This is a genomic window from Nostoc sp. T09 (genome assembly GCF_002154695.1).
Taxonomy (GTDB): Bacteria; Cyanobacteriota; Cyanobacteriia; order Cyanobacteriales; family Nostocaceae; genus Aulosira.
In genome coordinates this window covers 1-19,064 of record NZ_MTAV01000082.1, presented here as the reverse complement: position 1 = coordinate 19,064, position 19,064 = coordinate 1, and the positions used below count along the sequence as shown (strand labels likewise).

Below are 19,064 nucleotides of genomic sequence, written 5' to 3'. Positions count from 1 at the left end.
TTGGCTAGATGACCCTGTAGGTAGCTTATGGCATTTTAGATTTTAGATTGTGAAAAACTTATCGCATAAGTGTTTGAGCAATTAATCTGTCACAATCGTTTTTCAAAATAGTATTAGATTTCGGTTACTGGCTTGACCAAATTTAAATCATAAGGGCGCTCAGTATCATCCTCACCTAAATACTCACCATTTTGTATTTCCAAAATCACTAGTGGAATTGAACCAGGATTTTCTACTTTGTGCAGGGTAGCGGCTGGAACATAAGTTGACTCGTTGCGATTCAATAATATTTCGTTCTCACCACAAGTTACCTTGGCAACACCAGAGACTACAACCCAATGTTCATTACGGTGATAATGGATTTGAGGTTTAATGCCGTGCCGAGGCTTGATTTCTACACGACTAATTCTATAGTTTTCGCCCTCTTCTACAAGCTCTACGTTTCCCCAGTATCTTGCACCAGAGTGGGAAGAAGATGGAGCAGTATTAGATTGATCGTTGTTCTCATGCTCTGTCATAACTAATTTTTCAACCTGCGATCGCTATTGTTTTGTCAATAATCTAGCTTAAAAGGATTAAGTTGAGCGTAAGTCCGCATTTTTCTATCTAACTTCCTGTGTACTGAATGCGATAAATGCGATTATTGGCTTCTTCTGTTACCAATAAACTGCCATCAGGCAACACAAGTAAACCCACAGGTCGCCCCCAAGTGGTTGGTGTCGATGGATTGAGCAAAAATCCAGTTAGAAAATCTTCATAGTAACCTTGCGGTCGCCCGTTAGTATCGAAGGGAACAAATACAACTTTGTAGCCTGTACCGCGATCGCGATTCCAAGAACCACGAAAAGCTACAAAAGCTCCGTTACGATATTTTTCAGGAAACTTCTGACCATCATAAAACTGCAAACCCAATGCTGCTGAGTGCGCCTGGAACAACACATCTGGGGTGCGGGTACGGGCTACCAAATCGGGGCGTCTACTTTTGCCATTCGTTTTCTGACGTGGGTCAAGATTATTTGGTGTCAGGTAAGCATAGGGCCAGCCGTAAAATTCCCCCGACTGAAGGCGTGTGAAGTAGTCTGGTACTAAGTCATCGCCAATTCCATCGCGTTCGTTAACCGTAGCGTAAAGTGCTTTAGTAACTGGATGAAAGTCCAAACCAATAGGGTTACGCAAGCCATAAGCAAAAGTCTGTTTTTGGGAACCATCCAAATTCATCTGCTGTACCGAAGCCCGTGGTAAGGATTCTTCATCTACATTAGATTGGGAACCAACAGAAACATATAGTTTGTTACCATCAGGTGAAACTACCACGTTACGCGTCCAGTGCTGGTTATAGCCACCCCCAGGTAGATCGGCAATTTTTTTGCCAGTACCAGTGAGTTGTTGTTGACCTTTAGTGTAGGGAAACTGTAGTACTGCATCAGTATTGCCCAAAAAGAAGGAATTACCCGCAAAAGCCATTCCAAAAGGAATATTCAAGCCATTTTTGGCACTCGCAAAAGTCTGTCGCACCTCAGCCACTCCATCGCCGTTGCGATCGCCCAACAGCCGAATCCGATTTTGTCTAGTTTCTGTCACTAACACATCACCATTGGGAGTTAAAGCCAGCCAGCGTGGCGCATCTAAACCTTCAGCAAAAACATTAACTGTAAATCCTGCTGGTACGCGTAAAACTGGGTTTTGCGGAATTGGCACAACCTCAGGGCTTTTAGAAGCGCTTTCTGTCGCGAAAGGCGCTGGTAAATTACTCAGGTTGATGCGGATTTGTGTAGGCGAAAGTGGTTCAGTACGGACAAGATTTTTCGGCTGGGTCGAATTCTGTGCCAACTCAACTGAAGATGCTGATGGTTGCGGTGTGAAATTATCTAAAGAGGCGCGAGTCTGGTTACAGGCTGTTAATGTAGTAAATAACAACAATAGTGGCAAGAAACGCTGAGGCAATTTCATAATTGGACGCTTGCGAGAGTCGCAACAGAAAAATAGCAGTCAGTATTAGTATTGAGTTTAACTAAAGCTCTGTAATTATCCATCCCTCTAGAGAAGGGGCAAGAGAGAGCAGGAAAAATCATCAATAACAAACGTCAATTAGCTACCAGACAAAAGCAAACTCTTCTCTATTGACTTCCGCACATTAGGAGTAATATTAACAGCACTGTTGAGGCAATCTAGTAGTAGTTCATTGGCATACCAATACTGTTGTAATTCCTGCCAATCTTTTTGATTAAAATTCCATACATGACCAATTTGGCGCTCAGCAATCATCAGATTCCGCAATTTCTCAATCCAAGCTTCTCCATAAGTTTGCCACCAAACTTTGAGTGTTTCTCTACTTTGATGCTGCGAGGGTAACTGATTTTTCAAATCTTGCAACGACGTTTTTAAAGATGGCTGATTCCTCAGCAAATGTTCTAAGTCTAAAGCTAAACTCAAAGTAAACAAGCGTTGGAAAAATATATCAGCAGTCATAGTCAAGCTGACAGCCAGGGCATGAGTCAGAGCCAAATCTAAGGCTAAATCAATAGAGAGATTTCCAGCTAGTCGCAGATCTAAAGATAGAGCAAAAATTTGGTTGCGGGCAAGAGGATGATCTGGTGGGAGGGCAATAGTAAAGTAAAAGGCACGTACACTAGCTGGATGATAGGATTGATTGACTGCACAGGATTTTTCTCCTATCCAATTGAGAAAAGCCTGCAATCTTTCATTTCCAGTTATCAAACTATCTGTTTGTTTCTTCATTAACTGCAACAAATCATCAGCAGGTTGTAACATGCCTACGCTGAGTAAAAATATTTCCCGCCAACGTTCTTCATTGATATGAGTAACTAGTTCTTGTAGTGTTTGGGTATTAGCATTAGCAAAAATTTCTCTAGCTGTAAAATACTCTTGAAAAGTCAAATGGGAAAAAGAATAAATTCCTCTGGCTCTTTCAATCAATAATCCATGTTGAGCTTCAATGGCTTTTAACACAGCCGCACTTTCTAATTCCAAAGCATCGGCATCAGTTGTTGCTTGAGGAAGATGAGATAGATAACCGACAATAAGTTGCCGCATTTTATTTTCTGGGAGAAAGTAATCTCCTTGAGCAAAGGTAATTGCTGCCACACGACTCAGCAACTTAATTTTTTGTAATAGCGATAAATTGCGATATATTTGATCTCGTTTAATGCCCCTTGCTTCATCCCAGCGTACTAATAGTAAATCTAATCCTTGTTTATATAGTTCCGCACGTTGCGATGGAAAATCTTCCACAAACTGAAATAACAAACAGGTAAGATTCAACAAAATTGGTGTAGAGGCTAATTCTAGAATTTGTGCATTTTCTGGTAGTTCCAACTTTTGCATAAACTTATGTGCCAATGCCTGCGCTTTTGCTGGAGTTTTTTTGGCAACTGCTATAAACCATTTGTATGCAAAAGTGACAATTTGTAATTTAGTAAAATCAGCAATTTCTACTTCAGTAAATCCTTTAAATCTATAATATTGGGCAGCAATCCGACAAGTAATAATAATTTTATTTTTAGAAAAATTCTCAATAAATTGCCGGATATTTTTGATAATTCGTTCGCTATCCGTTTCGGAAACTTCATCTAAAGCATCTAATAAAATTAACGCTTTGCCTTGAGAAAATATTGTCAGAATTTGCTGTTCGGTAACATCAAAACTAAAAAAATAATTATATATGTAATTTACTAAACTTGTTTGGGTTGATTCTCTAGTATCTTCAGCGAGATTTTTCAAATTAATAAAAATTGGCAGACAATCTGATTGAAAAAATCCTTGATTACAACTAATAGCGATTGACTGCAAAAATGTAGTTTTACCAGAGCCTGGTTTTCCCAACACCATCAGCTTAGAATATTGTAAAACTGCCTCTAGTCCAGCAACTCGATTTTGACGGACCTTACCTAAACCAAATCTATCAAATTTATCACGATCGCATTTTTGTAAATCATTAATATCTATCCATGTTTTACTATTCATTTCCTCCAAGATGTTAACGTCAACATAAAGTTCATTTAAACTAACAGGCTGGGCAATATCTAAAATATGCAAAGTACCGCACTGGGCTTGAATTTTTTCATAGTGAATAGACCGCAGCTTTTCTACTAGACTATTAATATCTAAAGTCAAATCGGTAGGCTTCTCAGAAGGAATTAATTCTTCGTCAGTTGACTTTTGTAAAATTTCTGTCGGGTCTAGGTCTAAAACTACGCAAATCTCATTAAAGGCTTGGCGATCAATAGGTTTTCCCGTGAAAAACTTCCAAATGGGCTGACGAGTTTCTAAACCAACAGTCGCAGCCAAATATTCTTGCGTCCAACCTTTGCGCTTAAACGCTAGTTTAGCTTTTCTAATACCTTCTACAGATGCTTGGAGCGATCGCTTTGCCATTCTCTTAATAAAAAACTACATACAGTTTTGGCTATTCGTATACAACTTATACAAGTTATACATTAACTTATACCAAAAACATAACACAATCACCAAGACTAGCTATCTATAATAGTATTCAGTCAGCCAATTCTACATACCCAACTAGCTTATGGCATTGCTACACAATATTTTGCCTTGTAGAGCAATGCCCAAGCTTTTCATAATAAATAAGCTGTTGTCATTCAAAAAAAATTTTCTAGTTCTGCTGCTGGCAATGGACGACTTAAGAGAAACCCTTGCATAGCATCACAGTTATATTGGCGTAAAAAATCAAGTTCTGCTTCTGTATCTAGACCTTCAGCTACTACTCGTAAATTTAAACTGTGAGCCATTTGAATTACGGCTTTTGTTAGTTCTAATTTCTCAGAGTTACTGTCTATATTGTGAATATAATATCGCCCAATTTTTAAGGTGTTAATTGGTAATTCTTTGAGATTAGTTAAAGAAGAATAACCAATGCCAAAATCATCAATAGTGATTTTTACACCCAAAGAACGCAATTTACTCATGGTGGCGATCGCATTATTCAGGTTTTGCATAATTAGGCTTTCGCTGAGTTCGATTTCTAGACGTTCTGGTGCAAATTTATTGTTGATAAACAGCGCAGATATATCTTCGATAAAATCTGGCGAATAAAATTGGCTCCCAGAGACATTAACATTAATCGTCAATGACAAAAAATCGAGATTATCCTGCCAAATATGAATCTGTTCACAGATACTTGTAAATACCCATTTTTCAATAGGCAAAATTAAACCTGTAGATTCGGCTAATTGCATGAATTCTAAAGATGGAACCGATCCCAATTCAGGACTTTGCCAGCGCAATAAACTTTCAGCTGCAATTATCTTTCCAGAGGCAATATCTACGATTGGTTGATAATATAGCTCGAATTCTTGAAATTTTTCTTCTTTGACTAATCGATGTAAATAGACTTCTAATAACTGCATTTTTGGTGAGAATGCCATACTTGCAGGCTGAGTTGATAATAAATTTTTCTTTAAAGCAGCCTGCTTTTCTAGACGGTTAACAATTGCACTTAATAATTCAGCACGTGTGAATGGCTTCGTCAGGTAGTCATCTGCTCCCAAATCCATACCTTGGCGAAAGTCAGCTTTTGCAGATTTTGCAGTTAAAAAAATAAAAGGAATTGTAGCTGTTAACGGGTCTTGGCGTAATGTTGTTAAGACGCCATAACCATCAATTTCTGGCATCATCATATCGCACAAAATTAAATCGGGAATTTCAGAGAATGCTAAATTTAACCCAATTTTGCCATTAGCAGCAGCAATAGTCTGAAACTCCTCAGCTTCTAGTAAATCTAAAAGGTTTTCTCTAACTAATTCTTCATCTTCAATTACTAAAATTTTTGTCATAATTCCCACCGGATTGTATTTGGTTATTTAATGGCAGAGTGACTGTGAACTTTGTTCCAACTCCCAATGTAGTGAAGACAGAGATTTCACCCTGGTGGATATGAACACATTTTTTCACAATTGCCAATCCTAATCCAGTACCGAGGATATTCCCTACATTACTGGCTCGATGAAATGATTCAAATAGATGGGGTAGGTCTTCTGAAGGAATACCAATTCCCTGGTCTTGAATTTCAAATATTGCTTGGTCATAGTGACAAGTCAAAGTAAACTCAACATTGCTATCAGATGGGGAATACTTGATTGCATTTGAGAGTAAGTTACTAAGAATATGTCCCAGCAATTTTTCATCCATAAAACATGGCATAACTTCTCTTTGGTTCCTGAAAGAAATTAGCCGCTGATTGTTGAGATCTAGCTCAACTTCTTCCACCAAGCGACAGCAGTATTCAACCAAATCGAAGGATGTTGGTTTATAGTCTAGTATTCCCGCCTCTGCCTTGCCGATAAACAAAACATCGTTCAACATTTCCGTCATACGATTGACAGCAGTTTGAATACGGCGTAGATGAATAAGTTGTTTTTCTTCAGTCCATTTATGCTGGTAATGTTCTAGTAACTCTGCCGAAGAAAGGATAGTACTCAAGGGCGTGCGGAATTCATGGGAAGTCATGGAGATAAAACGAGATTTTAGGTCGTTGAGTTCTTTTTCTTTCTCTAGGGCTATGATTAACTCTTGTTCTAATTGCTTGTGCTCTGTGATATCTGCCCAGTAACCGACAAATTCCACTAAGTTACCAGCTTCATCTTGCAATAACCTACCTGTGTCATAGACCCAACGATAGTTGCCGTCTTGGTGCAAGAAGCGGTAATTCAAAGTGTAGTGACCTGCATCTACTCCCTGTGAAAGTTCGGCAAAAACATCAGCAACATCGTCGGGATGGATATGTCTAGCCCAAAAACCCGAATCTTCAATAAATTTCTTGGCTTCATAGCCCATCATCGCTCTGACATTTTCGCTGACAAAAGTGGCACCAAAATCTTCTGATAGCTTGCAGGTATAGATGACAGCAGGGGTCGAGGAAAGTAAATATTGTAGCCGTTGTTGGCTAAGAACTAGTGCCGTTTCTGCCTGCTTACGTTCGGTAATATCTGTTTGAATACCTATGTAATGGGTAAGTGTGCCAGCAACGTCATAAACAGGAGAAATGTTTAACTCGTTATACAAAACTCCACCATCTTTGCGATAGTTGCGGAGAATTACAGTGCAGTCTTTACCTGCTTGCATCGCTGCATTTAGTTCTTGTAACTCTATTTGATTAATCTGATCGTTTTGGAACAAACAAAAGCTTTGCCCAATGACTTCTACTGCACAGTAGCCAGTCATGCGCTCATAGGCAGAATTAACATAAATAATGGGGCCGTTGGGAATGCTGGCATCAGCAATAATAATCCCATTACTGCAAGCAGCGATCGCGCGATCGCGCAGTCTTAAACTTTCTTCTACGAGTTTGCGTTGGGTAATATCAGTATGAATACAAACAGTTCCCAAAACTTTCCCTGTGGCATCCTTAAAGGCGTCAGCGCATAAGTATACTTGCGAAAGCCTGCCACTGCGGGTTTGCATTGTCACTTCGCCTCGCCAGGAATTACCACTTTTGATCGCATTTAGAACTTGTTCAAACTCTGCTGGATACTTGAAAATCGCAATTCCTCCCCCAGCAGCCCGGAGTTCCTCTAAAGTGTAATCATACAGTTTGACGAATGCCGGATTGACGTAAATAGTTTCACCCAAGATGTTACCCATACAAACGGCATCGCTTGTACTTTCAATAGCTTTACGAAAGCGTAATAGTGACTCCTCAACTAATTTGCGCTCCGTAATATCAGTAGAGATACCACAAATAGCAGAAACTACACCATTAGCATCTTTTAAAGGAAACTTAATCGACAAATAAGTGTGTAACCCATCTGCGTGGGGAACAGCTTCTTCGGCTTCTATGGCAATGTTACTTGTACTTACCTGGTGGTTATTAATTGCAAACTGATCGGCAGCATCCTGACTCCAAATATCGTAAATACTTTTGCCAAATATTTGCTCTTGCTTAATATTAAATAGTTGTTCATACTGCCTATTGATCAATAAGTATTTATTTTGAGCATCTATTACATAAATCACTGCTGGGGTATTATCTAAAATTGCTTGTAGCTGCTGTTGAGTGTTTCGCAATGATGTTTCTGCTTGTTGACGCTCGGTAATGTCTCGGCTCATACCGCGATACCCAAGGAATTTACCTTCAGAGTCAAGGATGGGAACACCACTAGTTTCGAGCCAAACTAAATGCCCATTTTGATGCATCTGGATGTTCTCTAGACATTGAAATGCTTGAGGTGTAATGAAAATCGCTGCAAAGTCCTTCGCCAGAACCTCTCGCCTATCCAATGGCATAAACTCAAGGGGGCTTTTCCCTAGCACTTCCTCTGGTTCGTAGCCCAAAATGTCCCCGATCTTAGGGCTGACATAAGTATAGAGGCCGTTTTTGTCAACTTCCCAAATTAAATCGCTGCTAGCTTCTACTAACTTGCGAAACCGTTCTTCACTATCTCGGAGTGCTTCTAGTGCAATGCGATCGCGTAGGGCTGCTTGCTGTTGGCTGATGTCGGTAACTGTACCCACATAAGTAATTATTTCTCCCGTATCTGTTCGCTCTGCAACTGCTTGACCAAAAACCCAAACTTCACTTCCATCAGGACGCTGATACCGATATTCTGAGCGAAATGGCAGTTTTTGTGCCACAGATTGATTCCATTCTGTCTGCACCCGTTCTCTGTCTTCGGGATGAATCGCTGCTAACCAGCCCACTCCTAAAGCTTGGTCTTTTGTCAATCCTGTCATTTCGCACCAGCGCTCGTTGACGTAGAGGCTAGTTCCGACATCATCTGTGCAAAAAATTCCTACTGGTGAGATTGTCGCTATGGTTTGATAAAGTTGTTCGCTCTCCCATCGAGTAACTTCTGCTGTTACGCACTCTTCGCTTTTTTCTAAAACTTTTTGTGCCTGCTTGCTTTCACTAATCTCGTCATTCCACCGAAAAGACTCTTTATTAGCTTTGTGTTTGGTAATCTCCCGTTGAATGGAAACAAAATGCTTGATTTTCCCTGCTTTATTTGCGATCGGGAATTGTTTCAAATCCACACAGTATGTCGAGCCATTTTTCTTATAATTAATTAATTCTGTGCGGATTGGTGAGCCATTTTGAAGCGCTGCCCGAATTTTTGTTAGTTCAGTTCGAGAGGTTTGCTCACCCTGTAAAATACGGGGTGTTTTGCCAATTACTTCGCTCAAGGTGTAGCCGCACATCTGGGTAAAAGCTGTGTTGGCATACACTATCTGCGGACCAAATGGTTCATCCAGTGCCTCAGCTTCCGTAATCAAAATCGCATCGTTAACATTTGCGATCGCTGATTCTAGCAAATGTAGATGTTCTTCAATTGACTCAAATTGAGCTGTGCTTTCCTTTGCTTGTTGCTGCAACAGTTGATAAATGCTGTCCAAGGTGATCGCACCAATCAGTAGATCTTGCTCATCTACCACGGGAAGCAAACCCGACTTATATTGGTGCAATAGAGAAAGTACTGTTGCCAGATCGTTAAGTTCAGACAGCTTTGGCTGAATTGTTAGAGGATGCATAACTTCAGAAATTGTTGTGGTTTTGAAGTCAATTCCTGAAGCTAAAAGCCTGACTATATCTTTCTCTGTCAACCACCCAACCATCTGCCTAGCCGATCCGACTAAAGTGCTTTTGCCTTGCTTCGCTATCAGGGCGATCGCATCTAACAATAACGTTTCCGGCTCAACCGTCAACGGCGAAAAGTCAATAATTGACTTTAAGCATTTTAGCCACAGAATTTGCGGTATGGCTTGCATAGATGTTGAGTATAGCTATGATTAAAAAATTGTTATTTAAAGCAAACTGTTGTCTATACTTTTAATATTTTTTCGTCAATGTATAATAATTACGAGGGTATAAATACTGGATTTTTTCATATATACAATATTCTTCTGACTCTGTCTAATGAATTTTTGCAAAGAAAGGTGCAAAACCCTCAAACGTAAGCATGATCATTTAGATATGGAATTAATTGTGATTTAGATCAGAAATCTAACGTCCAATAGGGTCTTAATTACAAATCAAAATAAAAAATTTACTTACAAAGTACTGTGCTCAAATCCACTCCGAAAGTGAGCTAAACTAGATATTTTTTGAAGTTAACAGGGAATAAAGAAAATAACAATCAGCCTCAATGGGCAAATTTAGTAAACCAGGAAACCTTTTTAAATAGGTCGTAGAAAAAGGTTTATCTTTTTAAAATTTACCATTTTCTTGATGAGAGAGTGTCAAATTTTATTAACTCGGCAGATAAGACAGGGTAAGCCCAGCATTACCTTATGTTTGGTTAATTATATCTTGTCGATTTCAAGAATTATCATTAGTAGTGCTGAAGGCTTTTGGAGCAAAGACTTTCAGATTTTTGCAACCATCATTCAGGCTGAATATTACCCAGGAATAAAACTAACAAAGTCAGTTCAGTACCATAATCAGTAAGTGTAAATTATTACTATTGATACTATCTCTTTAAATCCTGATTACAGATAATTCTCCCCCTTGCTCCCCTACCTTCCTCTACTCTTCCCCTAAGGACGCGACAGTAAGCGCCGTTCGCCGTAACGCAATAATCTTTCAATAGTTGCCAGACGATTTTCCCAAACTTTAACTTGATAAGGATTTTCTATAGCCTCTTGGCTCATCCAAGTTCTAAATTGAGTTTGGAAGCGAGTTAGAGAGGCTCTTGCTGTGATGAACTTACTGGCAGAAGGCGAGGTTGCAAGTTGATTTAAGGCACTTTGTAAAACTTGTGCTTGATTGTTGAATTCAGAAATAGTTGTTGCAGGCATCCGCATTTGGTCGTTTTGCAAAATAAACTTCCATTCGCTTTGCAAGGCTGTATAACGAACAGCAGCAGTTTGAAAAGGCTGGCGGTGAGGAATTGGTTCGCTGGTTGTGGGTTGTACCTTGCCTTGGGTATTACTAAAGAGTTTGTGTAACTCGTTGCTCAAGTTTTCTGCCGCAAAAAGTGCGTAACCACTCACTGGTAAGTCCCTAACTAATTGCAATTGATCGAATGCTCCGACTGCTGGCAAGGAAAGCAAGCGAATTCCTGGTACTAATAAAGTGGCTCCCAATTTTGTAGAAGCAATCCAAGGTTGTGCAAGTCGTTGGAAGCGAGGAGTATCCAAGGCGTAAGTCATGGGAACAATTAAATCTATATCTCCTTGTCTAGCCCAAACTTCCCAATGCTGTTGGATCTTCTGAATGCGTTCTAATTCTGGTAGGGGAAATACGGCAACTGACAAAATTAAATTTGGTCGTTTTTGTCGTAACTGTTGTGAAAGTTGGGCGACAAAACTATCAACTTGCTCGGTACGGAATGCTGTCCATTTTTGCCACATGTCGCGATCGCTTGGGGAAATCTTCAATGGATCTATGCCTGTCTGTTGCTGAAATTGCGCTCTGGCTGCTTTGCCATAGCCATAAATTCGGCCTGCGGCTGGATCTTGGAAAGGATAGCGAATGTAGTCTAACTGAAGACCATCTACTTGATAGCGAGTAACAATTTCTTCGTACAGCTTCAGTAGGTACTGGCGCAATTCGGGATTAGCTTGATCGAAGAACGGTTTGGTTTGACCAGCAGGAATCATGTTGCCACGATTATCGTAGTTTGCCCAATCGGGATGAGCAGCCAGTACTGGCCCTGGATAATCAGGCTTGACGTTAATCACCTGATTGTGGCGCTGATTACCAGCAGCGAAAACCCAAACCCAAGCATGTAATTCCATACCCCTGGCATGAGCTAATTTAACTGCTGCTGCCAATGGGTCCCAGCCACGAATTAATGGGTTTTGCTGAGGCGCAACTTGGCTGGGATAAATGGGATAGCTGGCGTTAACAGTTTCAAAAAATACAGTGTTAATTCCGGCTTGTGCGAGGCGATCAAAAACTTGGGCGAGTCCCTGCTCACTACCAGCACGGACAATTGTCCCCCGATCTAACCACACCGATCGGATTTCTGGTTGAGCTAATTTGCGATCAAGGGGAAACTGTTTCCACAAACTCGCCTTGGCTGTTAGCCACTGCTGACGAGCTAGAGAATAGTTTTTTTGGGCAATTAACTGAGGTAAGTTTTTGGCAATTTCCCTGGCCTTTGCGATCGCTTGCGTTGTGTCGGGGATTTGAACACCAGATCTGCTAGCGATTAAGTTGGCGCGATCCACTTTCAAAGATTGGGTGTTGCTAGCTCTCTCTTGTTCGCCACCAGAGGAGGAAACTGCGGCAGCTAAATGGGCACTTTCTACTCGACCAATCAGATGTTCTAGCTCCTGCTGGAGAGCGATCGCTTCATCGCTACCAATCGGCGTATTAGAGTTGGGTACAACATCCAAACGCACCGCTTGTTCTAGTTGGTCAATCGGCTCCTGTGTATTTTGAGGTGTAACATTTACCAGCGGTCTAGGTTGGGGAGCAGTGGCGATCGCTGTTGGCTGTTGCGGCGTCTTGGGTTTTGAATTTTGAGTGGTTTGAGGAGGAAGTTTTGGTGTGATTGCTTGTAAAATAGTTGGGGATAAGGGTGGTTGTGGCTTAGGAGTTGTGGATGCAACTGCCACCGAAGTAGAGCAGGCTGGTGAGCCGCCTTCAATTTTCCGACTAGCACTGGGCGGCAATTTTGTATGACGCTCTAATGAGGCTTTTAACCAAGCATTATCTACGTCTGCTGCCGCAACTGCATCTACACCCCAGCGCCAGCCCAACAAGGTGGAATGATCGGTTGTCACTACTGCGGCTGGGTTATCTTTGGCATTCCAAACAGCAGCTGGTGCGCTCAAGTTATCAGGTATCACCACACCACCATGCACTTTACCAAACAGTTGGTCTTGGTTGCTCCATTCCTGTGGCAGCTTGGTTTTTGCTGGTTGCAGCTGTTGTGTATTACCAAGGCTGAATCCCCAGTAACCTCCTAACAGCGTTCGCAATAACTGCCTTACTCCTGGCGCTGACAGGCTACCTACAGGACCGCTGGCAATCAAACGCCCGCCTTTACTCATCCATTCTTCTAAGGCGATCGCTTGTGTTGGTGTCAATGTTTCCACATTTGGCAAAAATAATACCCGGCGATCGCCCCAATCGGCTGAACTCCTGACTGCATCTAAAGGAATCACGCAATACTTCACCCCAGCTGCTTGCAAGCGGTTTGTGATTCCTGTCCATTGATTAGTATTATCTTGGCTATATACTATGCTCAATACAGGCTCTTCATCTGCGGCTATTGCTGGTAGAATCCCAAGACCATTTAATAGTAAAAATTGCAAATTAAAAATGAAGAATCCGGCTTTTTTAATTTTTAACTGTAATTTTGTAATACGGTTTTCCTGATTCTTCACTCCTCACTCCTCACTTAATTAGTTATTTATTTGTCCACAGTCAAAAATCAACTGTCATTAGTTATTTTTTATACTCTTGACTTTTGAATTTCAACTGAGCAGCTTTTAAGCAATACAGGTATTGATTAATTCTTCAATTCCTGCTACAGGGAAGATTTTTGTTCCCAGTTTGCTAGCGACCTCTTCAATACTCATATCATCTAAAAATATCAATTCCCCATGTTTAAGCATGACATTTGGCAGCAAAATTCCATCACCTAAATCTTGCCCTTGTAAATTTAAAAGTAGATCGTGCCCTGTTAATAAGCCTGTAACGCTAATATTCTGTCCCCAGTAATCGCTAGATAACGCACGCATATTTACTTCCAAACCCGCTACAGCATTTAACTGTTGAAGAATTGGTTGAAATGCTTTCTCTACTGCATTACCAACTACCCAAGTTAATTTTTTCTTGGGAGATATTTTAGTTGGTAGTGATTTAGCAGCAGTGGCAAATTGCTTGAGAAACAACCGAATTGAACCAACGCCATTATCAATTTGGGGATATTCTTCGTATTCAGCTTCACTAGGCAATTCTTCTCCTGCAATTAAAAACCATTCATCGGCTAACCAAACAATGCTTGAACCGAACTTTTGACGAAATTCTAAAGAGAGCGATCGCACTTGAGAAATCACTTCTTGAGCTTTCTTTGGTGTTACTGGAATGAGTTCGTCTTGTTCGGGACGAAATCGTGTTAAACCCACTGGGACTACAGCCACTGATGCGACTGTCGGCACTTCACCAGTATAAAATGACGCTAAATCTCGGAGAGTTTGTTCCAGATGTACGCCATCATTGATACCGGGACAAACGACTACCTGAGCGTGAATTTGCAGCCTTCTGGCTTGGAACCACTTTAGTTGTTGCAAAATTTGTCCAGCCCGGGGATTTTTTAACAATCTAGTTCTGACTTCGGGTTCTGTAGCGTGGACAGAAACATATAAAGGAGACAGACGCATTTGTTCAATCCGCTGCCATTCTCGTTCTGGTAAATTGGTGAGAGTTAAGTAAGAACCATATAAAAAGCTCAGACGGTAATCGTCATCTTTAAAGTACAGACTAGAACGCTTACCTGGTGGCTGTTGGTCAATAAAGCAAAACGGGCAGTGATTATTGCACTGAATCAAAGCATCGAATAGAGCAGTTTCAAATTCTAGCCCTAAGTCTTCATCGTAGTCTTTTTCAATTTCCAGGTGATGGGTTTTGCCAACAGCATCTAAAACTTCTAGTTCTAGAACCTCATCAGCACATAAATATTGATAATCAATCAAATCACGGGGAGATGTACCGTTGATAGCAACGATCGCATCTCCCGCTTCAAAGCCGATTTCCGCGGCGATGGAATCGGGTAATACTTTGCTAATTCGAGCCGGACGAATTGTAGTCATGGGTCATGAGTCATTGGTATTTGTCATTAGTCATCTCTTACAAAGTTCTGATGCCTGCGGCAAGCCGCTGCGCGTCTACGGAGCAAACCTCCGCTCAGACTTTGCACTTTGTCATTGGTCGTTTGCTTTAGACAAATGACAAAGGACAAATGACAACGGACTATTAACTATTCTTCAACAAACCAGCACTAATCGCCCCTAGTATTAATACACCAAATGCCAATCGATACCAAATAAATACCCAGGTACTTTGGGTTTTGAGGAAGCGTAGCAACCCAGCGATCGCAATATACGAAAATATTGCAGCAGAAATCACTCCTGCAACTAAGGGAAGTATTTGTGCACTACTTAACCCTTCTCCTAAAACATCTTTTAACTCGACTAACCCGGCTAGGGTAATGGCGGGAATGCCTAGCAAAAACGAAAACCTAGCTGCGGTTTCCCGTTCCAATCCCATAAATAAACCCCCTGTCAGGGTAGAACCAGAACGAGATACGCCAGGGATTAATGCTAAACATTGAGCCAAACCCATCAATAGCCCATCGTTCATTGTCAGTTTTTCAAAGTTGCGTTGACGCTTGCCTAGTTTTTCAGCTAATCCCAGTAGCAGCGACATAACTATAGAAGCAACAGCGATCGCACCTAAGCTTCTGATTGGAGAATTATCAAAATCGGGGATAAACTTTTTGATTAACAGTCCAAAGAAGATAATGGGCAATGTCCCTAAGATAATGCCCAACGCCAACCGCAAGTCGTAATTATTGTAATCTTTCCGAGCGATCGCTGTTGCCGACCCCTGAACAATTCGCATCAAGTCTTGCCAGAAGTACCACAGCACAGCTGCAATACTACCCAGTTGAATAATGGCTGTAAAAGCTACCCCCGGATCACCCCAACCAAGAACTACGGGCACAACTTTTAAATGGGCTGTGCTACTAATCGGTAAGAATTCTGTGATTCCTTGTACAAAGCCTAAAATAATCGCTTGTACAAGATTCATTTGTTGCACCCCATTAGCTACTGGGTTAGGCTGGGCGCTGAAAACTTGAATTGGAAATGCGGCAACTGAGACAGTAGCAGACGCTGCACTTAAAATTACGAACCATTGACGTTTTAATAGAGCCATTAGTTTACCTGCGATCGCTGACATTACAACCAATTACACAAACACCTACCAGGGGAACTTGCCAGGAAAATAACTAAGAAAGATTTGGGTTGTCATTTATCCCCAAAAAGGCGCGCCATTAATTTACCACTGTCCGATTCAGAAAGTGGCTGACAATAGCTAGAGTTTCTCAGAAATAGATGAAGCCCTGACTACAATCTTTTAAATTTGGTGTGACCGACATCAGCTCAGTATGTTGTCTTCTTCTAGGCAACATCTAAAAATCTAGGGAAAAACAAGGTAAGATAAATATGCCCCCGGGGGGGATTTATGTATGTGATATCTTAAGTAAGATAAAGTTTAGTAACAATTATTAAAAACATTGATTAATAATACATTGTCTTCCTACAGTACTTCTACCGCCTCTATAGGTAGCAAGTTGGTTTCTACTCATACGGGGCACAAAGGCATAAGTGAATTGGAGTCTACACTTTCTCAATCCCCCAATCTGCCAATCTCTTCATCGTCGCGACAAGTTTGGTTAGTACTAGCAGCGGCGGTGTTTTTAGTATCTGTACCAGTGTTTGTAGAAGCGCCACTGGTGCGATCGCTGCCAAGTTTAAGTTTGGCGATCGCCGGATTGTGGGTATGGCTGAGTTTTACCTTAATGTCACGTCCTGCTACTTATCTCTGGGGTGATTTGCTGTTGGGTTTCAGCTGGAGTTGGCTAGCCGGAGCAATTTACTGGGGATGGTTACGTTGGGAACCTCTATGGCATTTGCCAGTAGAATCTATCGGGCTACCCTTTGCCTGTTGGTGTCTGGTGCGGAATTGGGGCAAAGTCGGTAACTGGTTCTATTTAGGTTCTTTATTCGGTACAGCCTTAACTGATGTGTATTTTTATTTAGTAGATTTAATGCCCTATTGGCGGCAAATTATGCAGGTGGAACCTGAGAATGTTGCACCAATTTTACAAACTGCCCTCATCCAAGTTCAAACACCTTGGGGACAAGCCTGGGCAGTCATCCTCGCCTCAGCGCTGTTGACAGTAGGAGTTTTACCTTTACGCTACAAGCAACGACATTGGTATGCCTTTGGTGGTGCAGTTTTAAGCACAATTTTGGTAGATAGCCTATTTTTATTAGCTGCGGTTTTAGCGTAAAAATTGATGAGTTGGGCAAAGGGCGATCGCATAATTACCGCCCCCTCCTATTCATCCCAGGTAAATCCTCAAAACTCAAAAGAAACTGTTCCCAATAAAGTTAAGGGTGCACAGGAACCAAGAAAAAGCGCTGAGATTCGTAATACTCAGTATCAAACAGATTCTTGATATTGATAGCTGTTCGTAGAAGTGTCCGACCTTCTTTTGACAATGGGTGCTAATTGGGTGCGGCCACTAGTACTGATGACTTTAAAACCTTGCCGCAACTTCCAGTCGTTACTAAATTCGTGTTCTAAGTTGTAGGTAAATGCGTTTTTTAGACAACTTTTAATGGCGTTGCAACACGTCTAAATTATCTACAACATTTTCCGCTTTGACACGACGACGATACCACCACATCACTAAGCCAGTAACGAACATAATTGATGGTGAAAGACCTACCAATACGTAAAGAATGCGGCTATAAGCTCCCCAATAAGTTCCATAGTGGAGGGGAGCAAAGGAGTTGAGGAAGCGATCACCTAAAGCTAAAGAGCGACTGTCAGCAACTCTCAAAACCTTACCAGTGTATTGATCTAAGGTCACTTCACTTTCACCATAGGGAGAAGTTTCATGAGCTTGTCTTTTCCCGACTCTGATAATTTTATCTGGCTTGTCTGGGATTCCAATATAGGTCGTTTGAGCATTGGGTATAGCTGCATCTGCTGCTTGCAAAACCTGAGATAGTGGTAAAGGTGATTGCCCAGGGATAGGTTGAGAAGCAAGTTCTGGTGGCTGAGGGGTGAAGGTGGCTGCATAGATGACTGGAACAGAGTAGTCATAGAAATTCCAGCAAAAGCCGGTGAAGCCAGTTAAAGCAAAAAAAACTGCAACGATAATTCCAATTAGTTTGTGAATATCAAAATTTACTCGCTTCGGATGAGCATTCCATTTAATTTTGAACCCAGCAATTAGTTTTCTCCAACCAGGCCAGAGAATTATCCCTGTAACACTCAAAAAGAATAACAACAGCCCCGTAACGCCAGCAATGATTTGTCCAGGTTTACCAGCTAAAAGCTCATAGTGCAAATGTAAAGCCAATTGCAATATATTAGAGTCTTCTTTGATAGAACCCATAGCCTTGCCGGTATAGGGATCGATGAAAACCTGCGTTAGTTTATCGGCAGAGTTCCATAGCCTAGCTTCATAAGCAGAAGTCCCATCTTTGGGTACAACGATAGAGCCAATTTTGAGGTCGGTTTGTTTTGCGATCGCAGAGTTGATAGTTGCTAGAATCTCATCAATCGATACAGGTGTTTGTTGAGGAACTACATGGCCAAACTTTTGGGCTACTAAGAAATCTTCAATTTCCGGTTCAAAAACTAACAAGCTACCAGTCAAACCAATCACAACTAATATCAACCCTACAATCAAGCCGATATATCGATGGATATAGAATGTAATGTCTCGCAGTTGTTTCTTATTCATACCAAATAGCCCTACCCAAAACCACATCAGATTTACTATTAATTTGTATTTGTTGAGCATTTGATGCTTGCAAAATTAGCTCAATGCCTGAACCTGTGTTTTGTAGTTTGATTACTGTTATGGCAGCTACTTGTGTCATTGCTGGGTGTGCTGCCATAGCTATGAATGCACTAGTTATCCATGTAGCTTGAAAAAAATAATTTCATATTATTTGTGGAAATTATCAGAATTTTATTGCAGCAATAGTGATTAAGATTGGTAGGCTTAATCGAAACCTTTTTTAACTTTTAAGGAAAATTTTTTTTATTGCTTCTAGGATAATTTCCCAATTTATACTTAGATGCTGAAGACGAATCAGTTCACTTCATTTGGCAATAGTTAATTTAAACTTTGGATAGAATTTTTCTTTTATTTTTTGTGATACACAAAATAGAGAAAGGAAAAAATTCAGGATTATTTCCTTCCCCTATTAAGCTTTACTCACAGACAGGTATATACAGCAAATTTCAAGTTAGTGAAGTACAGATCCTCAGCCTCAAACCCAAGCATAAAGACTGTTTTACTTCTGAATTCTGAATTCTAACTCCTGAA

The 19,064-nt window shown here is 40.9% G+C and carries 12 protein-coding genes; 2 read left to right on the top strand and 10 right to left on the bottom strand.

What is annotated here, in order from left to right; genetic code table 11:
• Window positions 1-113: 113 nt before the first annotated feature.
• The 8 genes from BV372_RS17335 to BV372_RS17300 form a co-directional block, all read right to left on the bottom strand.
• On the bottom strand, window positions 114-518 hold the full coding sequence (locus BV372_RS17335; RefSeq protein ID WP_086687744.1) for a phosphomannose isomerase type II C-terminal cupin domain: 405 nt from the start codon (window positions 516-518) through the stop codon (window positions 114-116).
• Window positions 519-606: 88 nt separating this feature from the next.
• Entirely contained in the window at window positions 607-1,950 is a 1,344-nt protein-coding gene (locus tag BV372_RS17330; RefSeq protein ID WP_086687743.1) for a sorbosone dehydrogenase family protein, read from the bottom strand.
• 138 nt (window positions 1,951-2,088) lie between these two features.
• Complete coding sequence (locus BV372_RS17325; protein WP_086687742.1) at window positions 2,089-4,395, bottom strand: NACHT domain-containing NTPase; 2,307 nt, start codon at window positions 4,393-4,395, stop codon at window positions 2,089-2,091.
• A 224-nt stretch (window positions 4,396-4,619) separates the two neighbouring features.
• The gene (locus tag BV372_RS17320) at window positions 4,620-5,813 is read right to left on the bottom strand and encodes an EAL domain-containing response regulator (RefSeq protein ID WP_086687741.1); all 1,194 of its coding nucleotides are present in this window, start codon (window positions 5,811-5,813) and stop codon (window positions 4,620-4,622) included.
• Entirely contained in the window at window positions 5,791-9,741 is a 3,951-nt protein-coding gene (locus BV372_RS17315; protein ID WP_086687740.1) for a PAS domain S-box protein, read from the bottom strand. The genes BV372_RS17320 and BV372_RS17315 overlap by 23 nt, the downstream gene beginning before the upstream one ends.
• 768 nt (window positions 9,742-10,509) lie before the next feature.
• Window positions 10,510-13,311, bottom strand: a complete 2,802-nt coding sequence (locus BV372_RS17310) for a family 10 glycosylhydrolase (protein ID WP_086687739.1) — start codon at window positions 13,309-13,311, stop codon at window positions 10,510-10,512.
• Between the two features lie 105 nt (window positions 13,312-13,416).
• Window positions 13,417-14,739 (bottom strand): TIGR03279 family radical SAM protein, encoded by a 1,323-nt coding sequence (locus BV372_RS17305; protein WP_086687738.1) that lies wholly within the window; start codon window positions 14,737-14,739, stop codon window positions 13,417-13,419.
• Window positions 14,740-14,902: 163 nt separating this feature from the next.
• Window positions 14,903-15,865: an undecaprenyl-diphosphate phosphatase gene (locus BV372_RS17300; protein WP_086687832.1), complete on the bottom strand. Its 963-nt coding sequence runs from the start codon at window positions 15,863-15,865 to the stop codon at window positions 14,903-14,905.
• 361 nt (window positions 15,866-16,226) lie between these two features.
• On the opposite strand from BV372_RS17300, the gene BV372_RS17295 reads away from it, so the two are divergent.
• Both BV372_RS17295 and BV372_RS36390 read left to right on the top strand, forming a co-directional pair.
• Complete coding sequence (locus BV372_RS17295; protein ID WP_179198128.1) at window positions 16,227-17,006, top strand: DUF3120 domain-containing protein; 780 nt, start codon at window positions 16,227-16,229, stop codon at window positions 17,004-17,006.
• 6 nt (window positions 17,007-17,012) lie between these two features.
• Complete coding sequence (locus BV372_RS36390; protein WP_179198127.1) at window positions 17,013-17,174, top strand: hypothetical protein; 162 nt, start codon at window positions 17,013-17,015, stop codon at window positions 17,172-17,174.
• 159 nt (window positions 17,175-17,333) lie between these two features.
• On the opposite strand, the gene BV372_RS17290 is transcribed toward BV372_RS36390, so the two are convergent.
• Together BV372_RS17290 and BV372_RS36385 are read right to left on the bottom strand one after the other, a co-directional pair.
• Window positions 17,334-18,473, bottom strand: a complete 1,140-nt coding sequence (locus tag BV372_RS17290) for a PepSY domain-containing protein (protein ID WP_086687737.1) — start codon at window positions 18,471-18,473, stop codon at window positions 17,334-17,336.
• Window positions 18,466-18,630, bottom strand: coding sequence for a hypothetical protein (locus BV372_RS36385; protein ID WP_179198126.1), 165 nt, complete (start codon window positions 18,628-18,630; stop codon window positions 18,466-18,468). Before BV372_RS36385 ends, BV372_RS17290 begins: the two co-directional genes overlap by 8 nt.
• Between the last annotated feature and the right edge of the window lie 434 nt (window positions 18,631-19,064).